Here is a 16,747-nt window from a genome sequence, read left to right as displayed (position 1 = left end):
TTGCGGATGCTTGAGGCTGCATCGTCTTCTATGAGTGGGATCGCCGAGGTGACGCATGCGGTCGCAGCGATGAAGACAGATTACCTCGGCTTGAGTTATGTCCCAGCCGCAAAGTTGCTGGCCGTGTACCAGCGGCGCAGGGCAAGGTTGCCGGACGCGCATCCGACATCGACGGCCGTCGACTGGTTGCTCAATGCGCTTCCTTCCTACGTCGGCGCCGACGTGGGACTTGTGATGTTGAAAGGTGCTGGCCGAGTAATGTTCATCTGGCTCACGGAGCAGGGTGACTCAGTACTCGCGACTCTAGTGGGGGACGACCACCGGGAAGTCGCTCTGTTCCGGACTCGAGTTTCGCCAGGTCCTCATTCAGCACCCGGAACACCGCCTACGCTGTGTAGTCGGAAGCCAATTGAGGCCGTAGAGGAGTTCTAGCGTGCTCAACAATGGAAGCGCAGGGGTCAGGGTTGCTGTGGCCGCTGCCTTGTACCTCGTGCTGGTGGTACGCCGCAGGAAGTGAATGCCCCTTCGCTAGCGTCCCCGCAGGGGATCCCTTACCGGACATTTCTTGATTGCAAACCAAGTACATAAGTTTGGGTCGGGCGTTTCAGGAGCGAGTGCTGGAACGGCTCACCTTGAGGTCGCCACCCCTTGCTCTCGTAGAGCCGCACAGCCCGGTGATTCTCGGTCAAGACGTGTAATACGGCAAGTTCGTATCCACGTTGAGCGAGTTCACCCGTAATAGCTGACAGGAGACTGCCTCCAAGGCCGCGGCCCTGCGCACTCGGGTCGACTGCGAGGAGCCCCACGACAGGTGCTTCGGGTGGGTCTGTTCCTAAGCCGCTGCCTGCTTTTGTCGCTAGCAGGAATCCCATCAAGCCGAGTTCCGGGTCGTCCGCTACGATCCACGATTCCGCATTATTGAACTTTGGTCGCGCGCGCTCGGCAACACCAACTATCGACCGGCCGTCCCGTGCCTCGCACGCCTTGACCCACAGCGCCAAGCAGGCGGCCTCGTCCGATTGAGTCGCATCGCGGATTAATGAGCTGCCTTCATTTGCTTCCTGGCACATGCGTCCATGATGCCACCAAGATTGAAGCCGAGGAGTGGTTCAAGCCCCATAGTCGATCCTTCACCGGGCCCGCTGTTGCGGGCTCCAGGTTGCCTCTATCCGTCCATGGTTGTCGAGTCAAGGACGGTCTGGAACTCTGGGCTTACCCGGATCGTCAGCCCGCCGTTGTTCGACACATGGGTTAGTTGTTCGTAGCTTGTCCCGTTCCACCAGAAGACGTGGGGACTCACCGGTCCGGGGGAATCGCTGTAGCCCATGGCCGCGAAGCGGGCCATTCCGCTGACCGCTCCGACAACGGTGTCGTCTTCGATGATGTGCCAAACGAGTTGATGCCGGTTCGGGACGCTCATCAGCCATCCGAGATTCTCCCGGATGCGCTTGCCCGTTAGTTCTGAGGCCAGCTCGGGTAAAAGCAGGGCCTGGCTGGCGGTGTAGACAGATTCACCCAAAAGGGCTGTGAAGGAGCCGCCGCCGGGCGCCGGGATGGTTTCAAGTTGTTCGACTTCCATGCGGCGAAGGTTCGTAATCCCTTGAATTCTGAGTCCTTCCCACCCGCCGAACTTGCTCGTGTTTTTATGATTGAAGATGGCAACGGTGTCTGGGAGGTCGAGAGCGAGCATCTCGACAATGCCGGGGGCGAACTCCCTGTGCGGGTAGCCGTCGAGCGTCGGGATGTTCGCCTCATCGCAGAGCCGGGCGAAGGCACGTCCCGAGACATCCGCAGCCGAAAGGATTTCGAACGGATCGGGTGCATCGAAGCTCCCCAGCACGCGCTGAAGGTGTGCGCTAATCAGGCTCCGCCATGCAGACTGCGGCTCGTCATGACAAGCGGCGGCCACGTTCCAGAATCCGAATTCACGTCCGGAGTCATCAACGGCGTGACCGGGCTGCATCTGGACTTCGAGTCCCATCTCGGCGAAGACTTCGCGCGTGATCGCTCGGAAACTATTCGCGGCGGACAAGGTGAGGAACGTGCGGTGCGGATCGGGGGTTTCCGGTTCCTGAGACTTCTTCCTGAAGATGCCCAAAAAGATTCGTTTTCGTTGTAATGGTCGATCGAGTTGGCACCAGCCCATATTGGACAATGATGTTGTCGGATGACGGGGGTGGAACCGGCGCCCGCGGACCGTGGCATGACAGAACTGAACCATCCGGCGGGGCTTCCGACAAGGAGCTGGAGGGAATCTTTTTCAGGGCGAAGACTCTGAACCTGCTGATTTCCTACGACCTGGCGGTACAGCCTTGGCTAGCCTATCCAGTGACTCCGGGCTCGCGGCGAGTTCAACCTTGCCTTCGTCCGTCACTAAGGTCACGGATTGGAACCCGTACACCGGCATATATTTACGCTCCTTGCCGCCGACCTTCCGGCGCTCCGGAAGCACCTCCTGCACTTTCAACTCCGTCGACCGCCCGGACGGTTCCAGATTGTCGTAGACCGCGGGCTGAAACCGGATGGTTCCCGCACCCGGCGTTGCGATGCCTTGGTTCCAGATGGCGCTGAGCGATCCTGGACGAGAGTCCGGGTAGCGGACAAAAGCCCTGAACTGGCCGTGTGCGTCGAGGCGCCGTTTGGTTTTACGCACATTTCTTACGTGGAAGAGTGCGAAAAGCCAGTAGACCAAGGTGTTCGTGAAGGTTTTGAACATAACAGTTGCAGGGTCGCTTGCATCAAAGACCATCCAGGCAGCAAAGGCAAAGACGACGACGAGAACGTAACCGAACGCCAAGGCCAGATACGGGTGCCGCCGGACCCACTTCTTCATGACGACCTTCCCATGCGGAGGCGACTGCCACTCATCCGATCCGCGCTTGGTCCAAGGCCCTTATTAGCCCGTCAGTATCATCGACATCGTAGAAGACAACCGCCTGTCCCATTCCGAGGCTGAAAAAATCGAGCCCTGTGTTCTGGTACATGCCCAAAACACCCATAAGTCCTTGGTATCCGAACGTCACGTTTACATGCCGTCCGTCCCTGGCTCGGTCCACCTTCGTAGGCATTCCGATGACTGGGGAATCGGCTACTGACCTGTCGCCCGTGCAGACGATTGCACGAGAATTGGTCAGGCCGTAGATCGTTGCTCTCTTTCGCCGCTTTTTGAAGATGAAACGCCCGAAAATGAAATAAAGGCCCACGAGAACAAAGGGAATGCCCCAGATGATAAACAGGGGCTGCCTCACTGCCGTGATAGCCGTAACCTCCCAAAAGACGGCAAACCCTCCCCAGAGGACACTGAACGGTACAAGGAAGGCGTCAGCCGAAGTGAAGCGAACCCTCGGATCGGGTTGTCCCGCCCACAACAACTGCTCACCTTGGCGGAGGAGGGGAAGAAGGCGGCTTCGGGGGTCGTTCATGCGGGAAGTCTTGCACAAAATCACGGTGAAGGGGGGCTTACTGCAACCATGTCCTCACCGCCCCGCCACGCACCCCGCGACATACTCCGCATCCACTCCCACCCCGCCGACGATCGACGAGTAATACCCCGTCAACCACGGCAACCCCACTACCTAACGCACGGTCCCGACCTGGATTCTGAAGAGAAGATCTAGGTGTTGCTAGCGAACGCACTCAATTTTGCGGTTATCACCACTCAATTCCTGGAGATTCAACACTCAGTGGCATTATCCGTGGCTAGAATTGTCCAACCTTCTAATGGGTCGTGAGCCGTCAAGACCAGAGACTCGCGGATTCCTGCATTAACCGTGCTGGCAAGAATCAAAGGAGAGAGCGTTGAATCGAACTTTAAAACGAGGAATAATCTCCGCCATTACGGCGGGGATTATTGTGTGCTCAGGAGTGGGACCAGCGCTTGCGGCTGATGGTTCGGGCAAGGCCGAAGACGTCTTTAGCGACTCCTCATACTCCGCACTGACATCTGGGGCACGACCCGGATCACTACTAACAAGGTCCACGATCAACGGCAATCCCTATGGATGCGGGGGCTACACAGAAAGGGTCCATCTTAGTGGTGGAATGTCATCGGTCCACGCTGGCATCAAGGACTGTTCGAGAGCGCCCTCATACCAGATCGTCGGGGCTGAGATCATGAAAGCCGGATGGTTCGGCCTCTGGCACAGATCGGCCTTCAAGAGCGGCGATGCATACAACCGCCTTGCAAAACTTGATGTCAACGCCAAAGCCATTTGCGGTAATAACTCCGATCAGACCTACCGAGGAAACGGTTACCACCGGGTTAACATTGGAGGCGTCAACTACATTGCACGAACGTCCAGCGACATAGCAACACGCTTCGGGTGCGACTCCTAAGGCCAACCCTCGCGATCGCGTCGGTCGCAGCCATTATTTGTGCGACCGGAGCCGTCCATGGATGCAGTCAGCAAGACCATCTTCGCGCGGAAGAGGCAGCTGTCGGTCTTGAAGAGTTCAAAAACGTTCCAAGTGAACCGCCGATACTGAATTATGCAGGCAGCGAGCGTGAAGCCTATGTACTCGATTGGAAGTCCCGGGAACGAACTCTGAGGATTGACAAGACTGGAACGGTTCCGGAGACATTCCAGGCTCCTCCGTCATTGGCTCGCCGATTCTTCCTTCAGGGGTTAGCGAATCCAGTATTTTTGCAAGTGGCGATATTCCATCGACCAGCTTCAGACGTGGATCCATTGACCCGCCCTGACAGGACTTTGACTTGTCATGTCGAACAAATCGGCGACTGCAGAACTTCGAGGAATCAAGAAGCGATTCATATCGAGTTGACTGAGGATGTTTTTCCTCAACAAGGAAAAGTAGTTGTATCTGTCAGTTCAGAATTCTATGCCGAGGCCGAACTCAACTCTGAGCGCTTCATTAATATCATTGGATGGGTTCTGGAAATTGATCTCAGCTAAATTTCCGGGAAAGCGAATATGAGAGGACGCTTGGTTTGATGGATCGCCGGGAAGCAGACTCGGAGTCGCGCATCCGTTGGTTCCTACAGCAGACCATCGGGAAGCCTGCGGGATCGCTGGCCTGCCTTATCCCTCCCGTCTATCCCGCTTATGCCCGGGTGCTGAATCCCGCTATGTCGCCAACTGGTCGACGTTTGCGCTGGTCACAGCTTGCCGGTGATCAGCTGGAGGTTGACGGTGGCACCCAATGGAGCGAGATCGTGGCGGCGTGCGTTCCCGACCCGAATCAAGTCTACGAACCCCAGAACGGTTCCGTTGATTCCGTAGTGGCCGAACGGTTGGTTTCCAGGATAGCGAAGGGCGCCAGGCCGTCACCTGAATGCTTGTTTTTGGTGTGGGAGGGATATGGCGACCTCAATGGCCGGGTTCGAACTTCGCCCGTCATTGTCAATGGCCTTGGTCGGGGACTGCATGTGTTGCGGGGACCGCTCGAACTGGCGCTGGAATCCATCGAGGACAATCCTGCTGGAAGACTGCCCTTGAACTGGCTACCTCTGGATGGAGCGTGGTGCGTCGCTAATGACATCCATGCTCTCTCGGTCTTCATCGGAGGGTCACCTTCCCTGATCGGCGAAATACTGGGCGATCCTGAATTGGAGGCCTATTACATCCGGCCCAATCAAACGTTGGTCTCGGAAGACTAGCCTCACCGCCCCGCCACGCACCCCGCGACATACTCCGCATCCACTCCCACCCCGCCGACGATCGACGAGTAGTGTCCCGTCAACCACGGCAACCCCACTACGTATAGCCCCGGCTGTTCGGTGACGCCGCGGGTGTGTCGCGGGTAGCTCCAGGCGTCCAGGACAGGAATGTCCACGAAGCTGAGGTCCAGCTGGTAACCGGTCGCCCAAAGCACCGAGGTGATGTTCTCTGCGGCCAGGTTGACCCGGGGCGAGGCGACAGGTAGCCAGTCGTCCGCGGGCGCTGGCAAAGCCTCAGGCGCGTCTATTCCAGCGGCGGCGATGTAGGCGTCGAGCGCACGGCCCATGCGCTGGCCGAACCCGGCCTCGACTGTTGCGAGGCGTTGGGGGAGGTCGTCCGTGAAGGTGAGTTCGCCGTCGTCGGCTGCTTCCAGGTGCCCGTGCAGCTGGACGCCTTGGCGGCCGAGTTCGCGGAGGTGGATGTCGTGGCCGCCGTCGGTGCCGGAGAGCAGGGGGTTGCAGGCGAACCGCGCCGCGGGGGAGGGCAACTGTCCGACCGTCAAGGCGTTGATCCCGTACTCGGGCCCATGGATTCCAGCTTGCAGGAGCCAATAGAGTATGTCGTGCCCGCGATACCTGCGGGGCGCCTCCGGACACGTCGACACCGCCAGATGCACCTCACGCCCGGCCGCGAGCAGGTCTTCCGCGATCTGCCCACCGGACTGCCCGGTCCCGACAATCAGCACGGCGCCGTCCGGCAGTTGCTCCGGATTGCGATAGTCGTGCGTGTGGAGCTGCAGGACACTCTTGGGGAGTCCGGCCGCCAATGCCGGGATTTTCGGTATTTGATACGCGCCGGTCGCCAGCACCACATTGCGTGCCCGCCAGCCGCCGTCGGACGTTTCAACGCTGAAGCTGCCATCCGACGTCGAGATCCACGTGACGTCCGTGCCTGTACGGACCGGGGCATCGATCCTCTTCGCGTAGCCACGGAAATAATCCACCACGTCGTCACGGGCCATGAACGCCTCCGGCTCCGGCCCCGCGTATGGCATCCCGGGCAGGTCTAGCGAGAAGTTCGGCGTGTTCAACACGAACGCATCCCAGCGATCCTGCCACGCGCCGCCCAGCGCGTATCGCCGTTCAAGGACCACGTGCTCGACGCCGGCCCGGCTGAGGAAGTAGCTCGTGGCCAGTCCCGCTTGGCCTCCACCGACAACGAGCGTGTCGATCTCGAGGGGGCGGTTTTGTTGTGCCGCTCTGTTCTGTTGTGCGGCTGTGGGCGGGGCAGTCTCCATGAGCGATCCTTCCGGTCCCTTGGCAGAACTTTACGCCCCGAGATTCAGGTGCGGGAGGTGGACAGCACTGACGGTCCGGACCGTCGTCGCCGATCTGTCCACGACGGCGGGTATCGGCTCGGTCGCCGAGATCTGCGCCAACCAGCCCGGCCTGGAACTGGGCGAAACCGTCTGCGCGCCGTGCGTAGAGGACAGCGGGCTCCCCGACGCAGTCTTCCAAGCAGACCTCGCCGCTTTCGGAGCGCAGAGCCCGGAGCTTGCCACACGGTACCGGTAGTTTCGGCTAATTCGGATGGTCGAACTTGATGCGATCCTCCGGAAACGGTCCTAGAGTGTTGGCCATGGCTATCGCACGCTTCCCCGTCGTGGTACTCGATTGTCCCGACCCCAAGACCCTGGCCGAGTTCTACAGCGCCCTGCTCGAGTGGAAAATCGAGCGGAACGACGACGACTGGTGGTCCGTCCGCGCCGAGTACGGCGATTCGATGGCTTTCCAGAAAGTCGACTCCTACAGGGCGCCGGAATGGCCAGGCCAGGACGTCCCGCAACAGATGCACCTCGACGTCGTGGTCGACGACCTCGACACCGCTGAGGCGGCTGTGCTCGAACTCGGCGCGACCAAGCATGAGAACCAACCGGGAACGACATTCCGCGTGTTCCTCGACCCCGCCGGTCACCCTTTGTGCCTCTGCCTGGACTGACGTGCCTGGCGGGGAGGGTGATCATCGGTTGTGCCAGTGCGGGGGCATTTCGAGATCCGAAGGCAAAAGAGTTGCACGGCTACCTTGCGCGGCGTTGAGCTGCGGTTGGGTCAGATACAAGGCTTTGGAAAGATCGGCGCGTTCAAGCCGGACATCCCTGAGGTCTGCGCCGAGCAGATCCACACCCGATAAGTCACTGCCCCGCAGATCCGCAGCGATAAGGTAGGCCCCGCGGAGGTCTGCCCCGCACAACCGGCGGGAACTGAGATTACTGCCCATCAGGTCCGCTCCCGGCGTGAGCGCTGGATCCAGGTGGTCATCACCGGCGGCAAAATAGGAGGCCCGTACTTCTGCGCTGACGTCCATGAGCGTTGACCTCACCTGGGAATGAAGATCTCGAATATCCAGTGAAAGCAGCTCCGGCAGTTCGCCGCGGACTGCCTGCTCGACGGTGTTCCGGAGTTGAACCGCACGGCGTGACGTATCGGGATCGAAAGCCCGGGTCTGTGCCTCGGCCAGGTACCAGAGCATCTCATGAAGCTGACGGGCAGCTTTGAACGCGGAAAACATTTCGTCTTTTGTGCCGGGGTTCTCAAGCCAACTCTCTCCGGCGAAGAACCCTTGCGATACATTTTGACCTGCCCCGAAGCAGTCAAAGACCGTGCACCCACGAAAGCCCCTCGGGCCCAGGCTGTGGTGGATTGTGTACGAGAAATCAGGCGCGAGGTTTTGGCAAGGAGAGCCTGCCGGTTTATCGAGCGCAAAATCCGCGGAACGTGAGAATCCGAAGGCCGTGCAGCATAGGGCAAAACAGTTTCCGCAGTCAGGGCGCAGGGATTGCCGGTCTAGGGCAGGCGAAAAGGGCTCGGCTGAGTTCGTTGATCTTGTTTCCATTTGATCTTCCAGTGGTGAGTTCGCTTTTGGGCCGGTGAGCAGGGGAAATCCACATGGAGTTCCCCTGGCAGGCGCAGGGAATCACCGCTCCTCTAGGGAGCGAACTGGAAGCGCTGAAAGACGCTGGGTCACAGAGAAAAATGAAGTATCACTGACATCAGAATACTCGACCACCGCCCGGCCATTCCTCGGTTGACATCGACATGAAGCCAGGGCACACGGGTGGGAACACATCGGTCAGGATTGGAGAAGCGGCTAGTGGGGCCTCGGCATAAAGTCGAAATCACAAAGCAACCCACCCCACTAAAGGACATGCCATGACCGCCATCGACTCAGTCACCCTCGAAGTTCCCGACCCCGCAGCTGCCACCGCTTTCTACGACGCCGCCTTCGGATTAGGCGAGCGGGTGCGCGTGCGGGCCTCGAACGCTCCTACTGACGGCTTCCGCGGGTTCACGCTGTCGCTCGTCGTGTCGCAGCCGTCTACCGTCAGCAGCCTCATCGATTCCGCTGTGGAAGCCGGTGCCACGACCCTCAAACCAGTGGCGAAGTCCTTGTGGGGCTACGGCGGCGTCGTACAGGCTCCGGACGGCGCGATCTGGAAAGTCGCGACGTCGGCCAAGAAGGACAGCGGTCCCGCCACCCGGGAGGTCGACAAGATCGTGCTCCTGATGGCGGTCGCGGACGTTTCGGCTAGCAAACGGTTCTACGCGGACCGGGGCCTCGCCGTTGGGAAGAGCTTCGGCAAGTACGTCGAGTTCGCGATGCCGTCGAGTCCCGTCCAGCTGGGTCTCTACGCGCGCCGGGCCCTCGCCAAGGACGCCGGCGTCTCTCCCGACGGCACCGGATCGCACCGTCTCGCGATCGGCAGCGACGCCGGCCCGTTCACCGACCCGGACGGGTTCGCGTGGGAGCCCGCCTCAGCGTGAGGGGGCGCGCGGCGCTGCCAGGGACGCCGCGGCTAGCCCCGCACTACCGCGATTCCCATCGGAACCAGCGGATTCCGATGAAGGCGAACACCGAGACGTAAGCGACGCATGCCAGGAGCGAGCCGGTGTCTTGGCCGCTCCAGGCCGACTGGTTCAGGACATCCGAAAAGAGTGTCATGAGGCCTCCGACCGGAGACCAGTCCGAAATTGCCTTGATCGTGTCGCCGAGGATGCCGGTTCCGCCGAGGACGCCTAGGAGCAACAGGGCGATCATGAGCAGTCGGCCGATCGCGCTGATGGCGTTGGTGGACCGGATCAAGCCGACGAGCGCTTGTCCAATGGCCAGGAAGACGGCGGCCCCGAGAATAGCGACGGCGATGACCAAAAGGTACTGGCCAACGTTCAGCGTCAGGCCGTGAACAATTGCACCGACGATCACCACGATGATGGAAGCGACCAGATTGGTGACCACCTGCACGATGAGGCGGCTGGTCATGATCATCCAGTTCGGTGCCGGTGTGACCCGAAGCCTTTGCAGCACACCGATGTCCCGATCGTGTGCCAGGGCCAGCGTGAAACCGAGCAAGCACGACGTGAGCAGGCCAAGGGTCAAGGCCAAACCGATGATGAGGGTGGATCCTCCGAGGCGTGATTGCCCCTTGCCGAAGGTTGTGGCCACGAGGATCACGATCGGCAGCAGTGCGCTCAAGACAAGTGAGGTCTTGCTATTGAGCATCACAATGGAGTCCGCGCGAAGCAACGAGCCCATCGCCAGGCCGAGCGGCGGGCGGGCGGTATTGACCGCGGCGGCGTTAGTCACGGATCTCACTTCCTGTCAGTCCGATGAAGACGTCCTCCAAGGTGGGCGCGCCGTGGGCCACTGAAAGCACGCGCGGATCCTCCCTGTGTTTGTCGATCAGCTCCGAGGGCTCTCCAACCGTGAGAAGTACGCCATGGTCGATGATCGCTACCCGGTCACACACGGCCTGCGCTTCTTCCATGGAGTGGGTGGTGAGGAGAATGCTGTTGCCTTCTCCACGAAGTTCTTCGATTCGGCGCCATAGCCCACGGCGCGACTGCGGGTCCAGCCCGGCAGTTGGCTCGTCGAGCAGCAGAAGGAGGGGGTTGTGGATGGTGGCAATGAACAGTGCCAGCCGTTGCTGCTGCCCGCCCGACAGCTGTTTGAACCGTTTCCCCAATTCCTGTTCGAGCCCGATGGCCCGCATGCTCGTACCGATCTGCTCACGCGAGAGTTTCACTCCGTAGAGCCCGCCGTAAAGCCTTGCGATCTGCTGAATGGTCAGTTCGGCCTGGAAACTGGAGGACTGCAGTTGCACCCCGAGGCGCGCTTTCGCGTCCAGAGGCTCTTGTTGAACGTCGAATCCGTCCACCAGCAATTGCCCGGATTTCGGCTTGACCAACCCCTCGATGGCACTGAGTGTGCTGGTCTTCCCTGCGCCGTTCGGCCCCAGCAGGCCGAAGATCTCACCGCGATGAATCTGAAAACTGACGCCGTCGACGACGGTCCGCTCGCCATACGCGACGCGCAAAGCGCTGACGTCCAAAACCGGCGGCTGTGCCGGCACATTCACTTCACTCATCGAGCCGTATCCCTCTCAGGCTGGCCGAACCGCCCCATGTCAGGGCGCCGTTTCGATGAGTCTATATACGGGAACCTGATGTTTTCGTGGGAGCCGACACCGCGCCCTAAACGACCCGATTCGCCCGTTCCCAGTGGTCCCGCAGCAACGCGCCGAGCCGGTCGGGCTCGATCCGGTGCGGGGATCGAAATGGTGGCGGTCCGGGAACACCTCGAGGCGGAAGTCCGGGAATACCGTGGACAGCCGCTCGGCAACCTCGCCATAATCGTCGGGGTTGCTCAGGCCGCCGAGGACGAAGAACACCGGCCGATTGAACGCAGCAAGCCGCGCCCTATCCAGATCGTAAATCTTGAAGTCGCGCAGGAATGCCCTGATTCCCGCTGGCCGCTTGGCCATCCACGGCGGCGGCCCGCCTTCGGGCGGTGGCGGAAGGACGACGTCGGGCTTCACTCCCAGCCTCATGAACGCGGCCATGAATTGATCTGGCGGTAGCGATTCCAGCGCCTCATAGTCCTTCCAGAGCCGGGTGTGCGCCGGACTCCAATCCCAGCTTCCCGCCCACGCGGGCTCCAGGAGCGTGAGACTGAGCAGTCGCTGTGGATGCTTGGCGGTGAACGCCAAAGACGCTGCCCCGCCGCCCGAATAGCCGAGCAAATGGAACGTCTCCCAGCCCCGGGCCTCGGCCTCGCGGAGGACACCGTCGACTTCGGTGTCCAGGTTCCAGCCCGGTGGCGGCTCGTCGCCGTCGTAAAGTTCCAGGTCCTTCGCGACGGCGTCCACGTCGGGACCCAGCGCTTCGATCAGCGCCCCGTAGGCGGGTTCGGCGGGAAGGACGCTCCCCGGAAGAAGGACGACCCGAATCGGCTCCATGGCGGAACTCTACGCCTCTTGGGGTGCTAAGGGAGGGGGAGGAGGGACTATTTTCCGGGGCCGAGGACCGAGAGGCCGGCGTCAAGGGGAGCGGCGAGAAGCTCGGTGTAGAGCAGCATCGAAGCGACGAGGCGGTGTCCTGTTGCCGCGGTTGGCGGCGCGCGGCAGATGAAGGATTTCGACAAATAGTAGCCATCCGGCCAAAGGCCTGTATGCTTGGAGCTGTTGTTGTGTTTGGCATTTGGTAGTTCAGGCAGTTCCCGCGGTTCATCAACCGCGACCTTCTGAAGTAACGGTGGAGAACACCCCACACCGGAGGCCCGACAGTCGGGACAACCTCCACCTTCAGTAAGGAAACTGAAAAAATGGCTACAGGTATCGTCAAGTGGTTCAACTCCGAAAAGGGCTTCGGCTTCATCTCCCCGGAAGATGGCAGCCAGGACGTTTTCGCTCACTACTCTGCAATTAACTCGGGCGGCTACCGCTCCCTCGAAGAGAACCAGAAGGTTTCCTTCGACGTCGAGCAGGGCCCCAAGGGTCCCCAGGCAGTAAACATCCAGGCTCTCTAAGCTTCGGATTTCAAAAAGCAGGGCCGGTCATTGACCGGCCCTGCTTTTTTGTGCCCATTTCCTGGTTGCGTGGCGACCTCTCGACGCGCAAATTACCCGGCGACACGCCAAATCCCTGTCGACACCGGAATTCCGGTAGCGACAGGGATTTGGCGTGTCGCTTAGCTTTTGCTGTAGCGCTCGGCCTTGGGCTTGGTCATGTCCGTCCCTGGATCGTCTTCGCTCGGATGTCGGATTCTGCTCAATCATTCGAATGGACAAACGCCGGTCCCGCGGAATCACGGGACCGGCAACTTCGGCGAAGAGAATGATCCAGCAGAATCCGACGGCTATTTCTCGCAGCCGATGCCGTCACCGTCGTTGTCGAGACCGTATATGTCAGTCCCGATCACCTTGACAGGACCACGCACGTAGGCTGGGCCATTACCCTTACCGCCTGCGCAGTCGACGTCTGAAGCAATCGGGACGCACGCCCAGGCATAGTTGGGGTCACAGCCCGACGGCGCTGCGGGAGCCGCTTGCTTTGCGGCCGCCTGTGCTGCGGCTGCTTGCGCTGCCTGTGCTGCGGCGGCTTGGGCCGCAGCCGCGTCGGCCGCTGCTTGGTCTGCCGCTGCTTTGTCTGCCGCCGCCTTGTCAGCCGCGGCCTTGTCTGCCGCCGCCTTCGCCGCAGCTGCTGCTGCTGCTGCGCGAGCGTCGGTTACTTTCTTTGACTCTGAGCGTTCCATCCAAACTAAGGTGCCCGCGTCGGATTTTGTGCAGATGTACACCTTGGGCGGGTAGCTCTCGGTTGCGTTCTCCGTTACGCAGGACGCGGATTTCGGCGCGGTCGGTGTGGGCGTGGGAGTTGGGGTGGGCGTCGCCGAGGCGGAAGTTGACGCCGATTGAGTGGCCCCCGCTTGGGAGGTTGTTGGGCTGGCTCCGCCGCAGGCGGCAAGGGAGAGTGCTGCGGCAGTAGACGTGACGATGGCAAAGACCTTGAAAATATTCTTCCGAGATTTCAAGTAGTCGTGCGACGCGTGCTTTATTTCCCCGTTGTTTTCAGGCGCGCGAGTATTCATTTATTGCCCCCATGATTCAGTTTTTGACGCGAATGTCAGCAGATCCTAGCATCTGAAATGCGAGAAAAGAAGAAGTTGTCCACATGGACGAGAAAGCCTCTTGACAGGGTCTCTAGAGGTTGTGGTCCATTCTGCAAATTAGAATTTATATTCGATCTATGAAAACAAGATTCGAATAAATATCCACATGCGCGAGGTTCGATCTAGAGGCGGCCACGAAACCCCCGTAGCGTCGGAAGCAAGAGACCACCACCAGGAGCACCATGGAAAATTCATCGCGAAACCCCACCTCCTTGGACGCCGGGGGAACACTGAGTTTTCTTCGGCGCACACGGAGATGCGGAACAAAACCCCACGTCGGCACACGTAGACGGCTCCCCGCGCACACTGAGTTTTGCCAAAACACCACTTAGATGGCCGTTTCGGACTTTACGGTTTCCCTTGGAACGAGGTTCGTCAGCGCACCCCGGGGGATTCCGTGGGAGTGCTTGGGAGTCCGCCTGCCAACGCCCGGCTTTGGGCAGGAAACAGTTGAATCGTCTGGACCTCGCACCACCTAAGGACCGGAGAGTGCTGGATCAGCGCGTCAGAGAAAGTTGGATCGCGAGTGTTCGATCAGGAAGTTCGGCGAACGCTGGACTACGTTGCTCGCGGAATGATAGTTCGAATTGTCGGCGCGCCTGGCAGCGGCCGCACGAGTGTGGTGCAAAAGGCTATCGCCGATCTGGAAAATACCGGAGCAACGGTTTACTCCGTTTCGGGACTCCGCTCACATCGCGAAATACCCTTTGGTGGAATACATAGCCTGAGCCTGGATATTCGAATAGGCCAATTGGGAGTCCTCGGTGTAGCTGACACCCTGGCGAGCCGGCTCTCCAGGCCAGGGGAGCGCGTGCTTGTGGTCGATGACCTCGACTTCGTCGACACGGAGACTGTAGCGGTTCTGGACGCCGTCCGGCGTCGGACGAAACGGCCCATGATCGTTACCATGAGCGAGTCATCCATCTACTCGATGGCACAGCCAGCGGTGCTCAGCCCCGGACCGGAAGCCAGGGTTCACCTGAATCCGCTTCGCTACGAGCAAGTGAACGAGCTCCTCACCGGCATTCTGGGAGCCCCGGCGGACACCGACACCACTGCCCGGATCCTGACGAAATCGGCAGGGAACCCGCGGCTTGTGGTTCGCATCGCGGAAACTGCTTCCCTCAGTGGCTTGATTGTCCTCCGCCATGGTCAATGGCGCATGACGGGCGACACCCTGTGGAACGAGCACCTTCACGGCACGGTGGAATCCCTCCTCGAAGGACTCGAAGCCGACGAACTCACGGGCCTTCAAGCCATGGCCATCGCCGGGACCACGCCCCTCGACGTACTGCAACAGGTAGTTCATTCCGATGTTCTCGACAGGCTCGAACAGCGCGGCCTCATTTCCGTTGTGGAGGACCTCCACAACACTGTCTCCGCTTCGATCACGCCACCGGTCCTGGCCGACTACTTCCGTGGTCAAAGAGTGCTCACAAGCAGGCGGGTCCTGAAGAGTCGAATCACCCGAGCCCTCAGCGGTTTGCCACAGGAATCCCACGTTGACCTCAACTCGGCTGATTCGCTGATGAGGGTCCTGGCTGCGCTGCGCCTTGAACGGAGCTCGGACGACGCCGCAACGGCACGCCATTTTCATGAGCAAGTATCCGTCCTGGAGCGCAGGCGATACGAGCTGTGGAATGCCGAAAGGTCAGTATCGAATGCTGTGGCACTTCTGAGGGTCTATTGGGGCTCGCCGATTGACGCATCGAGAATTGAGCGGATCCTTGCCCAGACCGTGACCTCGGAAGGCGAATCGTGCGATCTCCTGTTCCTGGCATTTACCAAAGCGCTTTGGGCGATCCATAAGGGCAAAGGACTGGACTCTGCGGCCGGCGCCCTCAGGAGCTTCGGGGAGGAACGTCCCAAATGGTCCGCCGAAGCCGAAGCGGCAGAACTTTTCCTCGTGGCGTCCTACGACAGAATGCCGGAGAACCTCGACGGGATCTTCGCGCGTCTGCACGATCGTCACCCCGAAAGCGGTGTGATAGCCAGCATCCGGGGCATCCTGGAACTCTACCGATTCAACCCTTCCGCCGCGCTCAAAGCCATCGACACTTCTGGCGGCTTAAGAGGCATTCCGGGAATCGAACCGTTCATCCGTGGAATGGCTTTGTTCAGCTCGGGGCGGATCGATGAGTCGATTGTCTTTGCGCTTGACCAACGCGCAGATGCCCGCCGCAAGCTGGACCAGTTCGGGATGGTTTGCAACACCTATGTGGCTGCCCAGGCCCTGATCTACCGCGGCTATTTCGACGACGCCGAGTACCTCATGGGCAGTGTGTTTGCCATGGGGCGGCCAGGCTTCCTGGTGGCTTCCCTTCACGACGCAATGCTTAGGCTCGCCGGGCTCAGGACGGCGACGTCCGCGATCTTGCCCGCAGCGACCCTTGCCACCCAGGCACGGCGCGAAGCTGAAGACATCGGCCCGCTCCCCGGGACAGCGAGAGGCGTGTACGAGCTCGTCGCCGCGCGACCCCTCATTCCCGCTGTATTCGACGGGAAGGCCGCGAAACTCATTCAACGGCAGCTCGAACGTGGCTATGTCCTCGAGGCGATCTATTCCGCGCTCTTCTTCACGTGCCTTCTCCCGGGCCGGAAAGTTCTCGATCTCCTCCGGCAGACCTTGAAAGAGTATGCACCGGCCGCTTCACATGATCAGCTCTTGGCAATTGCCGCGGCCGTGGTGGAGGACGACCACCAAATGCTCGGCGTGCTGCTCGAGCATTACGAGCCCGACGCCGATTTCTACCAGGTCCGGATGCTGCTCCGCGGCGCCTTCAAGCGGTATGCGTTCGTGGACAACACGATCGGTGCGGCTGCGATGGACCGGGCGTACTCCATGTTCGCGGCACGTTTTCCTTCGCCGGATGAGCCCGTCGCGTTTAGTTCCGGAAGCTACTCGCCCCTGACCGTCCGGGAAATCGAGATAGCAGCCCTGGCAGGTCATCGCTCCAACCCGGAGATCGCCGAGCATCTGGGAATCAGTATCAGGACCGTGGAAAGCCACATCTCCAACGCGCTGCGCAAGACAGGAAGCCCTTCCCGGACGGCCCTCTTTGACCTTGTCCGGGATTCGTCTCCGTTCCGCGAAAAGCGGCTTTCCGAGTGAGCCTGCCAGTGGGCTTC

The 16,747-nt window shown here is 60.4% G+C and carries 19 protein-coding genes; 8 read left to right on the top strand and 11 right to left on the bottom strand.

Annotated elements, in window-relative coordinates; translation table 11 throughout:
• Positions 1 to 551: 551 nt before the first annotated feature.
• The 4 genes from VLA65_RS21965 to VLA65_RS01495 form a co-directional block, all read right to left on the bottom strand.
• Positions 552 to 1,070, bottom strand: a complete 519-nt coding sequence (locus VLA65_RS21965; protein ID WP_441438227.1) for a GNAT family N-acetyltransferase — start codon at positions 1,068 to 1,070, stop codon at positions 552 to 554.
• 95 nt (positions 1,071 to 1,165) lie between these two features.
• On the bottom strand, positions 1,166 to 2,155 hold the full coding sequence (locus tag VLA65_RS01505) for a hypothetical protein (RefSeq protein WP_332601586.1): 990 nt from the start codon (positions 2,153 to 2,155) through the stop codon (positions 1,166 to 1,168).
• 105 nt (positions 2,156 to 2,260) lie between these two features.
• Positions 2,261 to 2,833: a hypothetical protein gene (locus VLA65_RS01500; protein ID WP_284991759.1), complete on the bottom strand. Its 573-nt coding sequence runs from the start codon at positions 2,831 to 2,833 to the stop codon at positions 2,261 to 2,263.
• A gap of 31 nt (positions 2,834 to 2,864) precedes the next feature.
• Positions 2,865 to 3,422, bottom strand: a complete 558-nt coding sequence (locus VLA65_RS01495; RefSeq protein WP_332601585.1) for a hypothetical protein — start codon at positions 3,420 to 3,422, stop codon at positions 2,865 to 2,867.
• Positions 3,423 to 3,798: 376 nt separating this feature from the next.
• Here VLA65_RS01495 and VLA65_RS01490 point away from each other — a divergent pair, with 376 nt between their 5' ends.
• Genes VLA65_RS01490 through VLA65_RS01480 form a run of 3 tightly spaced genes read left to right on the top strand, consistent with a single transcriptional unit; the run spans position 3,799 to position 5,617 of the window.
• A complete protein-coding gene (locus VLA65_RS01490; protein ID WP_332601584.1) occupies positions 3,799 to 4,335 on the top strand; it encodes a hypothetical protein in 537 nt (178 codons plus the stop codon).
• Positions 4,323 to 4,913 carry a hypothetical protein gene (locus VLA65_RS01485; protein WP_284991757.1) on the top strand — a complete coding sequence of 197 codons (591 nt, stop codon included), beginning with the start codon at positions 4,323 to 4,325 and terminating at the stop codon, positions 4,911 to 4,913. Before VLA65_RS01490 ends, VLA65_RS01485 begins: the two co-directional genes overlap by 13 nt.
• Before the next feature lie 38 nt (positions 4,914 to 4,951).
• A complete protein-coding gene (locus VLA65_RS01480; protein ID WP_284991756.1) occupies positions 4,952 to 5,617 on the top strand; it encodes a hypothetical protein in 666 nt (221 codons plus the stop codon).
• Positions 5,618 to 5,619: 2 nt separating this feature from the next.
• On the opposite strand, the gene VLA65_RS01475 is transcribed toward VLA65_RS01480, so the two are convergent.
• Positions 5,620 to 6,915, bottom strand: coding sequence for a flavin-containing monooxygenase (locus VLA65_RS01475; protein ID WP_332601583.1), 1,296 nt, complete (start codon positions 6,913 to 6,915; stop codon positions 5,620 to 5,622).
• On the opposite strand from VLA65_RS01475, the gene VLA65_RS01470 reads away from it, so the two are divergent.
• Positions 6,914 to 7,192 (top strand): hypothetical protein, encoded by a 279-nt coding sequence (locus tag VLA65_RS01470; protein ID WP_306963975.1) that lies wholly within the window; start codon positions 6,914 to 6,916, stop codon positions 7,190 to 7,192. The two genes, VLA65_RS01475 and VLA65_RS01470, sit on opposite strands and share 2 nt — an antisense overlap.
• A 64-nt stretch (positions 7,193 to 7,256) precedes the next feature.
• Complete coding sequence (locus VLA65_RS01465; protein WP_059388050.1) at positions 7,257 to 7,616, top strand: VOC family protein; 360 nt, start codon at positions 7,257 to 7,259, stop codon at positions 7,614 to 7,616.
• A 21-nt stretch (positions 7,617 to 7,637) separates the two neighbouring features.
• On the opposite strand, the gene VLA65_RS01460 is transcribed toward VLA65_RS01465, so the two are convergent.
• Positions 7,638 to 8,186: a pentapeptide repeat-containing protein gene (locus VLA65_RS01460; RefSeq protein ID WP_332601582.1), complete on the bottom strand. Its 549-nt coding sequence runs from the start codon at positions 8,184 to 8,186 to the stop codon at positions 7,638 to 7,640.
• Positions 8,187 to 8,827: 641 nt separating this feature from the next.
• Here VLA65_RS01460 and VLA65_RS01455 point away from each other — a divergent pair.
• Positions 8,828 to 9,439, top strand: a complete 612-nt coding sequence (locus tag VLA65_RS01455) for a glyoxalase (RefSeq protein ID WP_332601581.1) — start codon at positions 8,828 to 8,830, stop codon at positions 9,437 to 9,439.
• A gap of 43 nt (positions 9,440 to 9,482) precedes the next feature.
• Here VLA65_RS01455 and VLA65_RS01450 read toward each other — a convergent pair whose 3' ends face one another.
• From VLA65_RS01450 to VLA65_RS01435, 4 genes are read right to left on the bottom strand one after another with little or no spacing between them, the layout of a single operon-like run.
• The gene (locus VLA65_RS01450; RefSeq protein ID WP_306963981.1) at positions 9,483 to 10,259 is read right to left on the bottom strand and encodes an ABC transporter permease; all 777 of its coding nucleotides are present in this window, start codon (positions 10,257 to 10,259) and stop codon (positions 9,483 to 9,485) included.
• On the bottom strand, positions 10,252 to 11,040 hold the full coding sequence (locus VLA65_RS01445) for an ABC transporter ATP-binding protein (protein WP_332601580.1): 789 nt from the start codon (positions 11,038 to 11,040) through the stop codon (positions 10,252 to 10,254). The genes VLA65_RS01450 and VLA65_RS01445 overlap by 8 nt, the downstream gene beginning before the upstream one ends.
• A 39-nt stretch (positions 11,041 to 11,079) precedes the next feature.
• Positions 11,080 to 11,910 carry an alpha/beta fold hydrolase gene (locus VLA65_RS01440; protein WP_332601579.1) on the bottom strand — a complete coding sequence of 277 codons (831 nt, stop codon included), beginning with the start codon at positions 11,908 to 11,910 and terminating at the stop codon, positions 11,080 to 11,082.
• 47 nt (positions 11,911 to 11,957) lie between these two features.
• Positions 11,958 to 12,095: a hypothetical protein gene (locus tag VLA65_RS01435; RefSeq protein WP_332601578.1), complete on the bottom strand. Its 138-nt coding sequence runs from the start codon at positions 12,093 to 12,095 to the stop codon at positions 11,958 to 11,960.
• A gap of 180 nt (positions 12,096 to 12,275) precedes the next feature.
• On the opposite strand from VLA65_RS01435, the gene cspE reads away from it, so the two are divergent.
• Complete coding sequence (gene cspE / locus VLA65_RS01430) at positions 12,276 to 12,479, top strand: transcription antiterminator/RNA stability regulator CspE (RefSeq protein WP_028266315.1); 204 nt, start codon at positions 12,276 to 12,278, stop codon at positions 12,477 to 12,479.
• A 329-nt stretch (positions 12,480 to 12,808) separates the two neighbouring features.
• Here cspE and VLA65_RS21960 read toward each other — a convergent pair whose 3' ends face one another.
• The gene (locus VLA65_RS21960; protein WP_442880134.1) at positions 12,809 to 13,204 is read right to left on the bottom strand and encodes a hypothetical protein; all 396 of its coding nucleotides are present in this window, start codon (positions 13,202 to 13,204) and stop codon (positions 12,809 to 12,811) included.
• Between the two features lie 1,165 nt (positions 13,205 to 14,369).
• Here VLA65_RS21960 and VLA65_RS01420 point away from each other — a divergent pair.
• A complete protein-coding gene (locus tag VLA65_RS01420) occupies positions 14,370 to 16,730 on the top strand; it encodes a helix-turn-helix transcriptional regulator (RefSeq protein WP_332601577.1) in 2,361 nt (786 codons plus the stop codon).
• Positions 16,731 to 16,747 lie beyond the last annotated feature (17 nt).

The organism is Arthrobacter sp. S2(2024), from assembly GCF_036662515.1.
In the GTDB taxonomy this organism is placed as follows: domain Bacteria; phylum Actinomycetota; class Actinomycetes; order Actinomycetales; family Micrococcaceae; genus Arthrobacter.
This window is presented reverse-complemented; position numbering and strand designations above follow the sequence as displayed.

Coding starts and splice junctions, on each gene's coding strand:
- VLA65_RS21965 (WP_441438227.1), bottom strand. CDS start 1,070: ATGTGCCAGGAAGCAAATGAAGGCAGCTCATTAATCCGCGATGCGACT.
- VLA65_RS01470 (WP_306963975.1), top strand. CDS start 6,914: ATGAGCGATCCTTCCGGTCCCTTGGCAGAACTTTACGCCCCGAGATTC.
- VLA65_RS01440 (WP_332601579.1), bottom strand. CDS start 11,910: ATGGAGCCGATTCGGGTCGTCCTTCTTCCGGGGAGCGTCCTTCCCGCC.
- VLA65_RS01475 (WP_332601583.1), bottom strand. CDS start 6,915: ATGGAGACTGCCCCGCCCACAGCCGCACAACAGAACAGAGCGGCACAA.
- VLA65_RS01500 (WP_284991759.1), bottom strand. CDS start 2,833: ATGAAGAAGTGGGTCCGGCGGCACCCGTATCTGGCCTTGGCGTTCGGT.
- VLA65_RS01480 (WP_284991756.1), top strand. CDS start 4,952: ATGGATCGCCGGGAAGCAGACTCGGAGTCGCGCATCCGTTGGTTCCTA.
- VLA65_RS01465 (WP_059388050.1), top strand. CDS start 7,257: ATGGCTATCGCACGCTTCCCCGTCGTGGTACTCGATTGTCCCGACCCC.
- VLA65_RS01445 (WP_332601580.1), bottom strand. CDS start 11,040: ATGAGTGAAGTGAATGTGCCGGCACAGCCGCCGGTTTTGGACGTCAGC.
- cspE (WP_028266315.1), top strand. CDS start 12,276: ATGGCTACAGGTATCGTCAAGTGGTTCAACTCCGAAAAGGGCTTCGGC.
- VLA65_RS01495 (WP_332601585.1), bottom strand. CDS start 3,422: ATGAACGACCCCCGAAGCCGCCTTCTTCCCCTCCTCCGCCAAGGTGAG.
- VLA65_RS21960 (WP_442880134.1), bottom strand. CDS start 13,204: ATGGAACGCTCAGAGTCAAAGAAAGTAACCGACGCTCGCGCAGCAGCA.
- VLA65_RS01455 (WP_332601581.1), top strand. CDS start 8,828: ATGACCGCCATCGACTCAGTCACCCTCGAAGTTCCCGACCCCGCAGCT.
- VLA65_RS01460 (WP_332601582.1), bottom strand. CDS start 8,186: ATGTTTTCCGCGTTCAAAGCTGCCCGTCAGCTTCATGAGATGCTCTGG.